This is a genomic window from Vitreoscilla filiformis (genome assembly GCF_002222655.1).
Taxonomy (GTDB): domain Bacteria; phylum Pseudomonadota; class Gammaproteobacteria; order Burkholderiales; family Burkholderiaceae_C; genus Ideonella; species Ideonella filiformis.
This window is the reverse complement of the sequence record NZ_CP022423.1, coordinates 2068336-2081367: the sequence shown is the minus strand read 5'-3', so window position 1 is coordinate 2081367 and position 13032 is coordinate 2068336. Positions and strand designations below refer to the sequence as shown.

Annotated in this window: 12 protein-coding genes; 5 read left to right on the top strand and 7 right to left on the bottom strand. The window is 62.6% G+C overall.

The window, feature by feature from the left end; all coding sequences use genetic code 11:
* The first annotated feature begins 5 nt into the window (after positions 1–5).
* From VITFI_RS09935 to recJ, 5 genes are all read left to right on the top strand, one after another.
* Positions 6–203: a zf-HC2 domain-containing protein gene (locus VITFI_RS09935; protein ID WP_089416818.1), complete on the top strand. Its 198-nt coding sequence runs from the start codon at positions 6–8 to the stop codon at positions 201–203.
* A gap of 203 nt (positions 204–406) precedes the next feature.
* Positions 407–1561 carry a hypothetical protein gene (locus VITFI_RS09930; protein ID WP_157725632.1) on the top strand — a complete coding sequence of 385 codons (1155 nt, stop codon included), beginning with the start codon at positions 407–409 and terminating at the stop codon, positions 1559–1561.
* Positions 1562–1616: 55 nt separating this feature from the next.
* Positions 1617–2618, top strand: a complete 1002-nt coding sequence (locus VITFI_RS09925; protein ID WP_089416816.1) for a DUF6976 family protein — start codon at positions 1617–1619, stop codon at positions 2616–2618.
* 34 nt (positions 2619–2652) lie between these two features.
* Entirely contained in the window at positions 2653–3585 is a 933-nt protein-coding gene (locus tag VITFI_RS09920; RefSeq protein WP_089416815.1) for a hypothetical protein, read from the top strand.
* Positions 3582–5327 carry a single-stranded-DNA-specific exonuclease RecJ gene (recJ, locus tag VITFI_RS09915; protein WP_089416814.1) on the top strand — a complete coding sequence of 582 codons (1746 nt, stop codon included), beginning with the start codon at positions 3582–3584 and terminating at the stop codon, positions 5325–5327. The genes VITFI_RS09920 and recJ overlap by 4 nt, the downstream gene beginning before the upstream one ends.
* Here the strand turns inward: recJ and VITFI_RS09910 are convergent.
* The 7 genes from VITFI_RS09910 to VITFI_RS09880 all read right to left on the bottom strand — a co-directional run bounded on the left by VITFI_RS09910 (position 5315) and on the right by VITFI_RS09880 (position 12915).
* Positions 5315–8260 (bottom strand): TonB-dependent receptor plug domain-containing protein, encoded by a 2946-nt coding sequence (locus VITFI_RS09910; protein WP_157725631.1) that lies wholly within the window; start codon positions 8258–8260, stop codon positions 5315–5317. The genes recJ and VITFI_RS09910 overlap by 13 nt on opposite strands.
* A 119-nt stretch (positions 8261–8379) precedes the next feature.
* Entirely contained in the window at positions 8380–9282 is a 903-nt protein-coding gene (locus tag VITFI_RS09905; RefSeq protein ID WP_089416812.1) for an LD-carboxypeptidase, read from the bottom strand.
* Positions 9279–9944 (bottom strand): tRNA adenosine(34) deaminase TadA, encoded by a 666-nt coding sequence (tadA, locus tag VITFI_RS09900; RefSeq protein ID WP_232476567.1) that lies wholly within the window; start codon positions 9942–9944, stop codon positions 9279–9281. Before tadA ends, VITFI_RS09905 begins: the two co-directional genes overlap by 4 nt.
* Positions 9931–10188: a hypothetical protein gene (locus VITFI_RS09895; RefSeq protein WP_089416811.1), complete on the bottom strand. Its 258-nt coding sequence runs from the start codon at positions 10186–10188 to the stop codon at positions 9931–9933. Before VITFI_RS09895 ends, tadA begins: the two co-directional genes overlap by 14 nt.
* Positions 10189–10265: 77 nt before the next feature.
* Positions 10266–11048, bottom strand: a complete 783-nt coding sequence (locus VITFI_RS09890; protein WP_089416810.1) for an ABC transporter permease — start codon at positions 11046–11048, stop codon at positions 10266–10268.
* Positions 11045–11857 (bottom strand): ABC transporter ATP-binding protein, encoded by an 813-nt coding sequence (locus VITFI_RS09885; protein WP_089416809.1) that lies wholly within the window; start codon positions 11855–11857, stop codon positions 11045–11047. The genes VITFI_RS09890 and VITFI_RS09885 overlap by 4 nt, the downstream gene beginning before the upstream one ends.
* Positions 11858–11868: 11 nt before the next feature.
* The gene (locus VITFI_RS09880) at positions 11869–12915 is read right to left on the bottom strand and encodes an ABC transporter substrate-binding protein (RefSeq protein WP_198301407.1); all 1047 of its coding nucleotides are present in this window, start codon (positions 12913–12915) and stop codon (positions 11869–11871) included.
* Between the last annotated feature and the right edge of the window lie 117 nt (positions 12916–13032).

The following is a 13032-nucleotide window of genomic DNA, read 5'->3' as shown; positions in this document are numbered from 1 at the left end:
ACACGATGACCTTGTGGCACCTTCGTTGCCGCGATGCAGCCAAGCTGCTCACACAGCGGCTGGATCGCCCTTTGGCCCAACGAGAAACCTGGGCCTTGCGGTGGCACCTGTGGCTGTGCCCGCCCTGCCGTCGGTTTGCTCGCCAAATGCACATGCTGGGCGGCGCCATGGGCGCGTGGCGCAGCTACCGTGCAGAGGAGTAGACGCCACTGCCCCGCGTTGACGCACCATTCCAAAAACTGTGACAAAACAACGCAACCGCAGAGGATGCGCCACCCTTTACACCCTTGACGAACCTCAACTCAGGGTCAACCCGGCATCAACTCAACTGCGGGCTTCCCGTAGGACCAACTGGGGGCCACGCGCTGCACAATGGGCCTGATCCGCAACGAGTAGAGGGAACGTCATGAGCGTGCGAGAGCATGACTGGATGGGCCAGGTTCTGGGAGTCACCGCCCCCTGGCAAGTGACCGATGTGCGCGTGCAACCCAACACCGGCATCGTGTCTGTCCAAATTGAACAACCGGAAGCCATGTCCCGCTGGTTTGGACGGCGCAACACGGCGGGTGCGCGTCGCCTGCGCTGGGATCACATTGGCATCGCGGGCCATCGCTGCGAGGTCGTGCTGATCCTGCGCAATGGTCAAAAGGCCCCCGAAGCCTCCTGGGCTGGCGAAGTGGACATGCCATTCACCCGGGGCTTGTCGCGTTTGGTGCTGGATTTGCTGCTGGAAGGCGTGGGCATGTCGCAGTTGTGCCGCATGTTGGAGCTGCCGTTTTCCGACCTGTGGAAGTACAAATACCGCATCGACCAAGGCCAAGGAGCCACCCCCGCAGACAAAACCGACAAACCCGGCACACCCCCCACCGCGACAACCGCACGCCCACCGGCATCTCCAGCCCTTGGTGGCGCATCTTCTGCCGCTCCGGTGGCCGTGCAGCCCGCCTTGCCCGCTCCCACCACGGCCACCACGCCTCCCGCAGCGACTCCAGCCGAAGCCAGTGCCCCCACACCGGCCCCCGGCAAGGTCGATGTGATGATCAGCCACGAGGTTCCCACGCAACTGCCCCCTGCCGATGCGCCGGTGTGGCTGGCTCTGCTCAGAGGAAAATTGGCGTTGGACGTCCAAGCCCTGAGCCTCAAACTGCTGCTGACCAAAACGCTGCGGGAAGCCCAACAGCACAGCGACATCGATTTGCACCGCCAAGCCGCTCAGGCACTGCACCGCTACTTCGACCGCAACCAAGCCCTGCTGGGGCATGAAATCCACCAAATCGCGGTGGCGCACCAGGCCCAACAGGCCGCACAAAAAAGCGATGCCTACATCTTGCCCGACGCCAGCGACCCCTTGTGGCTGGCGTTGTTGTTGGGCGAGCGCGAGCTGGACGTGCGCGCCCTGGGTCTGCGCTTGTTGCTGTCGCGGCTGCGGGGGCAAACCCGGCAAAACCAGAACGACGAGGCCCGCATGCTCAAGCTGGTCGAGCTGCACCGCTTCTTCGAGAAAAACCAGGCCATGCTGCGACATGAAATTTCGCAGCTGCAACGTTGGGTGATTCACTGATCGACGGTGTCGATCAGCGCTCCCCATTGGCCCGCTCCGATCCAAGGACTCCCCCATGAATGTGCTCATCCACGACCTGCTCTCTTTGCAAGACACCCAGCGACTGATCCAGGAGGGCAAGCCCTGCTGCGTCGCCGCCGACGAATCCCTGCTGCGCCAACTGCCACGCGGCCCTTGGATTGGCGGCACGATCCCTTATTTCATGGCCTCCCAAGGGGGCACGTGTACACGCGACCAACTGTTCGTCACCGAGCTGCCCAGCCAAGGCGGACGCGCCCAGGTGCGGGTTTACGACCGTGAACGCCTCAACCGTGTCTGCTTGGACGCCCCTGAACACGGTTTTTCCATGATCGTGCTGCCCGCATTCAGCCCGATCCACGAGGCTTTCGCCCAAGAAGCGCCCGAGTACGATGACATGTACCTCAAGCCCTTGGTCGGCTGGGTCGCGGGTTTGCACTTGGACGACCTGGGCAAAGCCACGCCCCGTGTGATCGACGGCAGCACCGGGGAGCTGCTGGACAACGCAGCGGTGGTCATCCATGTGCCGCTGCCGCCCAATTTGATGGCGCACATCGACATCATCAACCTGTTCGAGCCAGGTGATGGGCCTTGCATCGAGTTCGAGCAGGGCGGTTTCAGCGGCAGCACCTGCCGCATCAATGGCCGCGAAGCCAATCTGCACGACTGGATGGTGTCGGAAAAAATCGACACCCGCTTGCCCCTGGTGGCCGACTACAACGGCGCCATGATCAACGTCAGCATCAAGGGCCTGGACGCCGCACAACGGCGGGTGGACTTCTACGCCCCCGTGTTCCCAAACATGCCCTACCGCGTGGCGCGGCCTGTTGGCGAGTACACCCAGACTTTCAACGCCGCCACCTCACGCGAAGACCTGCCGGGCGATTTGGCGTTTTGCTGCAACTGCATCTTGAATTACGCCTACGGCAATTTGCAGGGTCGCAAGACGGGTGGGTTTGTCGGCCCCATGACTTTCGGTGAAGTGGGTTACCAACTGCTCAACCAAACCTTGGTTCACCTCAGCTTGGTGTCCACCTGAGGCGCATCGATCGGGGCGCCGATAATCGGCGCCCATGCATCTGTTGGTTCCATTTGCCTTTGTCCCTTCCGAGGGGGTTCACCGTGCGCTGTCAGGGCTGGCCCTGCCGCACTTGCGCCGGCTGTTGGCGCGCTTGCGCCACGTCACGCCAGATCACGGTGATGAACTCAGCTTGAGCCCCCCCCACGAACGTGCCTGGGCCCGTGCGCGGGGCTGGCCGCTCACCGACGGGCTGCTGCCCCTGGCCGCCCAAGCAGCCCGCGATGCGGGTTTGTCGGTGCCCATCGGCAGTGGCTGGGCGTTCGTCCACCCCACACACTGGCACTGGGGCACCGAGCAAGCTTCCCTCACCGATCCTGCCGCTTTGGCGCTCGACGACACGAACGCCCGCCCCTTGTTCAATGCGTTGGTGCCACTGTTCGCCGATGCGGGCTGGCGCCTGCACTGGCTGCGGCCCGACGTGTGGCTGGCCCAGCACGCCCTGCTGGCCACCTTGCCAACGGCCTCGCTGGATCGGGTGATCGGCCGCAACGTCGATCCCTGGCTGGACGCGGCGCCTGAGGTTCGCCCGGTGCTGCGCCAAGTCCGACGCCTGCAAGCCGAGGCCCAAATGGTGCTGCACACCCTGGGTCAGCCCTTGGAACATCCCGTGAATTCCATCTGGTTCAGCGGTACTGGGCCCGCCCCTGCACCAACGCCCATCCCACCCGGATGGCAGGTGGACACCCGCCTGCGTGCCCCGGCCCTGGCCGATGAGGGTGCCGCCTGGGCGGCCGCTTGGCAGGCCCTGGACGCTGGCCCGATCCAAAGTTTGCTGACACAACCAGCGAACGCCCCGGTGGCGCTGACGCTGTGCGGCGAACGCCATGCCTTGTGCTTCACACGCGCCTCCACCTCGCCGTGGTGGCATCGCCTCGGCTGGCTCCCTGCCGCACCGCAGCCCTCCACGGTGCTGACCACCCTGTGACATCTCCCCTGCTCCAAATCCGCGACGTGCCCCCTCGGGTGGCCTACGCGCTTGAACAAGCCGGCGTGCCGCCTCTGCTGGCTCGCTTGTACGCCGCACGCGGGGTGCGCGCATCCGGCGAACTGGACACCTCCCTGGCCCAATTGCTGCCACCCGACACCCTGCACGGCACCACCGCTGCGGCCCGCTTGTTGGCCGATGCGATCGACGCTGCCCAGCCCATGTGCATCGTCGCCGACTACGACTGCGACGGAGCCACCGCGTGTGCCGTGGCACTGCGCGGCTTGGCGGCCCTGGGCGCCCACCCAGTTCAGTTGCGCTACGTGGTGCCCGATCGCCAGCGTGATGGCTACGGCCTCACGCCGGCCATCGTCGATCAAGTTTTGGAGCGTCACCCCGATGTGCGCCTGCTGATCACGGTGGACAACGGCATCGCCAGCCAAGAAGGCGTCGCCCACGCCCAGGCGCGGGGTTTGAAGGTGTTGATCACCGATCACCACTTGCCAGCGTGTCCGAACGGTGAACCGCTGCTGCCGCAGGCCGATGTGATCGTCAACCCGAACCAACCCGGCTGCACCTTCCCCAGCAAAGCGATGGCAGGTGTGGGGGTGATGTTTTACGTCTTGCTGGCGTTGCGCGCTGAGTTGCGCCAGCGCGGACGCTTTACCGCCGCCAACCAACCACGGTTGGATGCCCTGCTGGACTTGGTGGCCTTGGGCACCGTCGCCGACGTGGTGGCGCTGGATGCCAACAACCGCCGGCTGGTGGCCCAAGGTTTGCACCGCATCCGCCAAGGTCGGATGCAACCGGGGATGCGGGCTTTGTGGGAAGTTGCGGGACGTTCAGCCGCCCGGGCGCAAGCCGCTGACCTGGGATTCGCCCTCGGCCCGCGCCTGAATGCCGCTGGCCGTTTGGCCGACATGACCTTGGGCATCGAGTGCTTGCTCACCGACGACACGGCACGCGCCTGGGCCTTGGCCCAGCAGCTCGATGCCATCAACCGCGAACGCCGCGATGTGGAAGCCGGTATGCGCGAACAAGCCGAACGGCTGTGCGCCACCCTGGCCCCCATCGATGATGTGCCGTTGGCCCTGACACTGTTTGACGAAGACTTTCACGAGGGCGTGGTGGGCATCGTGGCAGGGCGGCTCAAGGATCGTCTGCATCGGCCTGTTTTCGTGTTTGCCCGGGGCCTGGATGGCTTGCTCAAAGGCTCAGGCCGCTCGATTCCGGGCTTTCATCTGCGGGATGCGCTGGACTGGATGGCCAAACAGCACCCGGGAATCCTGCTGCGTTTTGGTGGCCATGCGATGGCCGCAGGTTGCACCCTCGCACCTGAAACGCTGGACACCTTCGACCAAGCGCTGCGGGCCGTGGCACAAAGCTGGCTGGCCCCCAGTGCGCTGGGCAAAATCCTCCCGACCGATGGCTCGCTGCCCACCACGCTGTGGACGCTGGACACCGCCCGTCAATTGGCCGCCCCGCCCTGGGGCCAAGGTTTTGAAGCGCCCCTGTTTTGTGACGAAGTGGACGTGGTGAGCCAACAGCGGGTCGGAGAGCGGCATTCCCGGTTGCGCATCCAGCGCGAGGGCCAGACTCACAACGCCATTTGGTTTGGACACACCGCCCCTTTGAGCGGTCGAACCCGGCTGGCCTACCGCCTCAGCGCCGATGAATTTCAAGGGCGCGAGCGGCTGCAACTGGTGGTCGAAGCGGCGGTGCCAGCGGATCAAAAATCGTAGCGAGCGGTCAAGCGCACGTAACGGGGGGTGGAAAACGCCGTCGGGGTGCCATAGTTGGCGTTACGAACCGATTCGGAGGCGTCGCCGAACTCGTCCACCTCGATGGCACTTTGCTGGTTGAAGACGTTGAAAATTTCGGCCTCCACCGAAAACGCACCGTGGGTGAGTTTTTGGGTGTATCCGAACTTCACGTCCAACTGGCTGCTCCAGGGCGTGCGGCCCATCGATCCCCGGCGGTGCAGTTGCGGCACGCCCTTGTCGTTGAGGCAATAGAAACTGGACGGCTGGGCAAACTGGGCCTCTGCGTGATCAAACGCCGACTTCGGCACGTAACCCATGCAACTGATGGGCCGGCCCGACACCAACGTGCCTACCCATCCCATGCTGTAGTTGGCATTGAACGCATACCGGCCATGGAGCTTGAATTGATGCCGGCGGTCATTGGGCAAATACCCGTGGGCGCCTCGCGTGAGGGAGCCTGAATCAAAGTCTTGGGTGCTCCCGGCATCCCCCTGGTTCAAACTTGACTGCACATACCCCTCAGCCGTCCCGACGCTGCGCGACCACGTGTAAGAAAAGCCCAGGCCCCAGACATCATCGAAGTCTCGATCCAGCGTGAACGTCAACCCCTGATAGGTTCGACGGTAGGACGCCAACCCAAAATAACCGGCTGGGATGGTCACTTGCTGAAGCTGGCCGTTGTTGTCCACGTCCATTTTCAGCGTCACATCGCGGCCTGGGTTGATGAGAATGCAACTGGACAACGTCGCCGGATCGAATTGCGTATATCCATTGTCGGCAGCCCACCGTGTCATGGGGTAATGCGCGCAGAAGTCGTCCATGCCATGCCGAACGGTGCGGTAAGTGCCCTTCACACCCATGCGCCATTTGGGCATCAACGCACGTTCAAACCCCAGCACAAATTCGTCCTGGGCCATTGGTTTGAGTGAGGTGCTGGCCACCGTGGCCGGGTCGGGCATGCGGCCATCGCGAATCACCGTCTCTCCACCCACAGCGTGACTCAAACCCCATGGCGCTTGGGTCACGCCATCCCTGCCCGCGTAGGTGTGGTAGGAATACCATTCGGTTTCCCCACGGGTCAGGCGAATATTGGTGCCACTCGACACGGGAATGTAATACCGCCCCGCAGCGCCATAAATGCGCAATTGATCCTCACCATCAACATTCCAGACAAACCCCGTGCGGGGCGCCCCCAATTGATGCGCTTTGACAAAACTGCGGCCTCGCGCATCTTGGTTGTCAAACGATTCGGAGCGCCAACCGCCGTACAACGTCAAGCGCTCTGGCACCACGGCCCAAGTGTCTTCCACATACCAAGCCCGGTTCTTCACCTCGTACACGCCCGACGTGCTCGTCCGGACATACTGAAACACATAGGGATCGCCTGGCTTGACGACGTTCGGCACGTCATTCACCGAACCATCCTCTGACGTCAGGTATTGGTAATAAGTGCCACCGTAGTAACGCTGGCCCGCTGCCACAGAGCGGAAACGCTCGTGATCCCAACCCGCCCGCAGCACGTGGTTCCCCGCTGTGTACTCTGCGTCAAAACGCCAGGCACGGCGCTGATCGGTGTCGTCAGGCACGCCCGCATCGCGCAGCGTCGGGCCCATGCCCATCTTGCTCCAGCAGCCAATCGGCTGGTCATTGGTGTCGTACACCGTCGGGCAGCCCTCTCTCATGCGAGCGCCTGTCACACGATTCACCTGATCTTTGGACTGGCCCACCATCCAAAAGGTTTTCAGTGCCGGGCTCCAAGTGCCCACATGCCGAAAAATCGACACCGAACTGCCCCCATCGGAGCGGCTGCGCTGGCCAACGCCATCAAACCCACCGCTGTACAGGTGGGCATTGGTGTAATCGGTGTACTGGGTTTGCCGACGTGTGCGGATGCCCGTCCACTCCAGACGGTGGTCGGGGTTCAAATTCCAATCCAGTTTCAACAGGGCGCTGGGGGTGCTGCTGCGGCTGCGCGAATTCGTGGCCGCTTCCAAATCATCCACATGGGCACGGTTTCCCTGTACCAAACCGAAAAAACTCAATCGGTCTTCGATGATGGGCCCGCTGAAATAGGCCGTGGCAGTGGTGCTGTCTTGCGCATCCAGCGATTGGTAAAGGGTGTAATCCAACGCGCTGCTGGATTTTCGGCTGTGGACGTCGCGTGCCCGCGCCCGCAAAAAGCGAGGTTCCACCGCCAGCGACGCCCCGCCATGCCATTCCGACATGTGCCCGGAACGGGTCATCACATTGATCACCCCTCCGAGGGCGCGCCCATACTCTGCCCCAAAAGCCCCGCCCTTGACCTGAATTTGGTCGATGGCCTCAAACGGGACTTCAATATACGAAAGGAAATTGCGAATGTTGGTGACATCAAACCCGTTGATGTAATATCCGTTTTCCCCCACCGATGCACCACCAAATGCCGGCAGCCGACCGCTGCCCAAATGAGCATCCCCCGTCGTGGTATCTGTGGCCAGCCGCGTCGCCACGGCCTCAATCGACGCCCCAATGGGCAACGCCCGCGTGTCCTGACGCCGAACCACCAAACTGGGCATGGGGTTGGACATGTCCACATTCAACCGTCCACGCCGTTGCCCAACGATACTCACCTCAAAAATATCATTGTCCAATACCAGAACCTCTTCAGTGCCTAACAGCACCTCCACAAGCTCGGTTCTTCCCGTCGATGTGGTCACGCGGTAGTGGCCTGGCCGAATCCCTGAAAAACGAATCGAACCCTCTCCAGGCACAGCTTGCACTCGGCGCTTTTCATGCGTGGCGGTATGGAAAATTTCCACCCAGGTCTCGGTCGTGATGCGCACCGACAGCGCACCATCCGCGCTTTGCGCCTGCACCGGCCCCATCCACATCAACCCGGCCACGCTGGCACAGGCGGCCCTCTGCAACATCATCAGAAGTTGGGACTTTTTTTCTGTCATCGCGATACCCTCTCACACCGGCGCGATTAAAGGATGTTTTTCTGGCGCCTGGATTTTGCGTCCCCTGAACAAGGGGCAATCATCGCGAACCGTCAGTCCCCCCAGGCCAATAAAGCTTGGCGTCCCTCGACCACCAACTCGGCTTCGACCCCAAAAGGCAGTGTGACTTTGGTCGGCACATGCCCGAACGGTACCCCCGTCAGCAACGGCACGCCTGCGCGCTGCCCGATGTAGGCCCACAGGGTTTTCAAGTCATACCCTCGATCCAGGGGAGACTTCTGCCAACCCGAGAAACTGCCCAGCAACACGGCTTTTTGCTGTGCCAGCACCCCGGCTTGGAGCAGTTGCAGCAAGCAGCGCTCCACGCGGTAAGGGTGCTCGTTGACATCCTCCAGAAACAACAAGCCCCCCGGCACGCTTGGCCAATGCGGTGTCCCCAACAGCGAGCACAGCATGGTGAGATTGCCCCCCCAGAGGCGTCCTCGCCGCACCAAACCATCCCAACCGGCTGAAGTGCGGAAACCAATGGCCTCCAGCTCACCCGTCATGGCTTCTCGGAAGCAGTCGGGGGTCACTTCGTCCAGTTCATCGCGCCCAAAATCATCAATGGCCATGGGCCCGCACCAAGACGGCGCCCCGGTGTGCGCCAGCAAACCCATTTGCAATGCGGTCAGATCGCTGTAACCGACCCATCGGGTGCCCTGGGCCACACTGTGGGCCAGCAACGCCCAATCCAAACGGTCGAGCAACCGCGTCAACCCATAGCCCCCTCGGGTGGCCAACGCCACATCGGGTGCGGCGGCGGCCACACGGTGAATCGCCGCCAAGCGCACGTCGTCGTCCCCGCCGAAACGCTGGTGCTTGGCCAAGGCCGACGCATCCAAGGTCACATCGAAACCCTGCGCACTCAAGCGTCGAATCGCCTGGCGCACGGGCGCAGCCTGCAGCACCACGCCAGAGGGGGTGTAAAGCGTCAAACGCAGAGGAGCGGTCATGGTGCAGACGGGGGAGCGTCAGGAAGAGAAGGAGACAGCCAAGCCGTGGTGAACAGTTCGGTTTGCAACGCCACGTCCAACTGCATTTCCAGCATTTCTGCTTCCGGGATGCTGGAGGATGCGGCGGCATCGGGAACAGCACGCTGGGCGTCGCGTTCTGCACGCTCGGCCCGTTTCTGTGCGCGACGCTCGGCAAAGAAGCTGCGCAGCACGTCAGCGCACTCGGTGGCCAGCACCCCGCCTTGCACCGTGGTGTGATGGTTCAACTGCGGCTGGGCGAACAAATCAACCACCGAGCCTGCGGCGCCTGTTTTGGCATCCCAGGCGCCGAAGACCACCCGCTTGAAGCGCGCATGCATCAACGCCATGGCACACATGGCGCAAGGCTCCAGGGTGACGAACAGCTCACAGTCCGGCAACCGGTAGTTTTCCAGCAACTGGGCCGCGTGACGCAACGCCACCATCTCGGCATGTGCGCTGGGGTCATTGGTGGTGATGGGCCGGTTGTAGCCCGTGGCCACCACAGCCCCGTCACGCAGGATGACCGCCCCCACCGGCACTTCCCCAATGAGCCAGGCGTTGTGCGCCTGATCCAAGGCCAAGCGCATGGCCCAGACATCGCGTGGATCGAGCACCTCCACAGCCGTCTCAGCGCTGCTCACCGGCGGGCGGGGTCGGGCTGGTCAGTTGTTGCATCTGCTGCTGCAACTGCTGGGTTTGCTGCTGGCCCATCGCGTTCACCTCGGCTTGCACCTGAGAAGGGGCTTGCGTCATCGGCACGACGGTGGCGCTCTGCCCTGGCGTCGCAGAGGGCACGCTCACCGGGGCACGCGACTGCCGCGCAGTGAGCACCATGACAATGGCAACGGTAACAATCAAGCCAATGAGGCCAAAGACGACTCGCATGGGGAAGACTCCTGAGTGCGCCTCGGGGGCGCTGTGTCAGGGCGAATCATCGCATGGGGCCTGTCGGTCACGAACCCTCAGTGGACTTGTGAACCGCGATGGGCCCACCCGGTGAGGCGCTTCTCCACAATCGAGAAGAACTCATACATCACCATCGCCATCGCCCCGACCACCACCAGGCCCGCAAACGCCAGGCCCATTTGCATGGCACTGCCGGCGCTCACCAGCAGGTAGCCGATGCCCTCGTTCGAGGCCGTCATCTCGCTGACCGTGGTGCCGACGAAGGCCAGCGTGATCGCCACCTTGAGCGAGCCGAAAAAGTACGGCATCGAACGCGGCAGCCCGACTTTCATCAGCACATCCCAGCGCCGAGCGCCCAGCACGCGCAGCACGTCCTCCAACTCGGGCTCCAGCGTGGCCAGGCCGGTGGCGATGTTCACGGTGATCGGGAAAAAGCTGATCAAAAACGCCGTCAGGATCGCCGGGCCAATGCCGATGCCAAACCACACCACCAACACCGGCACGAAGGCGGCTTTGGGCAGGGCGTTGAAGCCCGTCATCAGCGGATAAATCGCAGCGTAAGCCAGGCGCGAACTGCCGATGAGGAAGCCCAGCAACACGCCCACCACGATGGCGAGGCCAAACCCGGCCATCGTCACCCAAAAGGTGCGCCAGGCGTGTTTGGCAATTTCGCCCCTGAACTCGACCAACTGCTCCCAAATGCGCAGCGGGCTCGGGAATACGAACTCACTCACATCAAAAGCGGTACACACACCTTGCCAGAGGAACAACCCGACAATCAGCAACGCCCAGGGGGCGGCGGCTTCGAGGCGTCGGGCTTTGACGGCTGCGCTGCTCATTGCGCCACCTCCGCACCTTGTTTGCGCAGGGCACCAATGTGGCCGCGCAGTTCATGCACGATGTCGGTGAACGCGGGGGTGTAGGTCACCTCCAAGTCACGCGGGCGAGGCAAATCGATCTCGCGGCGCACCACAAAACGGCCCGGGCTTTTGCTCATGACGTACACCGTATCGGCCAAAAAGACGCTTTCGCGCAAATCGTGCGTCACCAAGATGACGTTGAATTTTTGTGCGGCTTGCAGATCGCGCAGCGCACACCAGAGTTCTTCGCGGGTGAAGGCATCCAACGCGCCGAACGGCTCGTCCAGCAGCAGCATTTTGGGTTCGTGAATGAGGGCGCGGCAGATGCTGGCACGCTGCTGCATGCCGCCGGAAAGCTGCCAGGGGAATTTGTCCTCATAACCCCCCAGCCCGACGCTTTGCAGCAGCGTGCGTGCTTTGGCTTCGTACTCGGCTTTTTTCTGCTTGAAGCTGGAACGGTAGGGTTCCACAATCTCCAGCGGCAGCATGACGTTTTGCACCGTGGTGCGCCACGGCAACAAACTGGGCGCTTGGAACGCCATGCCGGTGATCTTGAGCGGCCCCGTGACCTCCTGCCCAGCGATTTCCACCGTGCCCCGGCTCGGGCGTTTCAGCCCCGTGGCCAGTTTCATGAAGGTGGATTTGCCACAACCCGATGGGCCGACGATGGCGATGAACTCCCCCTCCTTCACCTGGAGGTGGATGTCTTCGACGGCGAAATGGCCCTGGGCCAACAACTCGTCGTTGTAGGCCAGCCAAACGTTGCGAAAGTCAACAAAGGCGCTCATGGTTCAACGCCTCACTTTTTGGCCACGCCCAAGACGTTGCGCTCGGCCACGGACGGCAGGTAACTGCCGTCCCAGATCGTGCTCACATCGATGCGGCTTTTGGTGGTGTACGCATCGGCGACTTGGGACCCCATCAAGGCCAAACGCGGGGCGCTCACAGCGCCGAACCCTTCGGCACGGGCGTCTGGCGTGGCGATGGCGGTGTCAATGGCCAAGCGCAGGCGGCGCTCTTCCAGGGTGGCGTTGATGATGCCGTCCCGCTCCTTGACCACCGCGATGGCGGCTTTGGGGTCGGCGATCACGTCTTTGGCGCCCTTGGTGAAAGCGCGCAGGAAGGCTTTGACGGCGTCCGGGTTGTTCTTCAAAAACGCTTGGCCGACGATGATGGCGTTGCCGTACAGCTTCACGCCGAAAGCGGGGTACGGCATCACCACCACCTCGTCGGTTTTGGCGCCGCGTGCTTCCAGGTTCAGCAACGACGTGAAGGTGAAGCCGGTGATGGCGTCCACATCGCCCTTCATCAACATGGTTTCGCGCAGGGGCGGATCCATGCTCACCCACTCGACTTTGCTGACGTTGTTGGCCTTCTGGAAAATCGGGAAGGCGCGGCGCCCCGCGTCGAACGACGGCGCCCCGAGCTTTTTGCCCGCCAAATCCGCCGGGGTTTTGATGCCGGATTTTTTCAGCGTCAGCACCGCTGCCGGGGTGTTGTTGTAGACCATCATCACCGCCACCGGTTTATTGGGCGCGGTGGGGTTGTTGGCGTGGAATTCCATGAGGGCGGCCAAGTCGGCAAAACCCATGTCGTAGGCGCCGGAGGCCACGCGGTTGACGGCATTGCCCGAACCATTGCCAGCATCGACCGCCACATTGAGTTTTTCGGCCTTGAAATACCCCTTGGCCACCGGCACGAGGAACAACGCACTCGGGCCTTCAAAACGCCAATCGAGCTGGAATTTGACGGCGGTTTCTTGGGCCATCGCCGGCAGGCTGACACAAACCGCAGCAGCGGCAACAGCATTCAACAAAGTGCGGCGGGTGCAATGCATGAGCGACATGACTGGTTCTCCGTGAAGACGGACTTCACTAGCGAAAACCGGGCCAACTTCCGCTAAGTTCGCTCAAATTGGCGGATCATCACGATGATTGAAGGCGAAGTTCCAGCACAAAAAGCC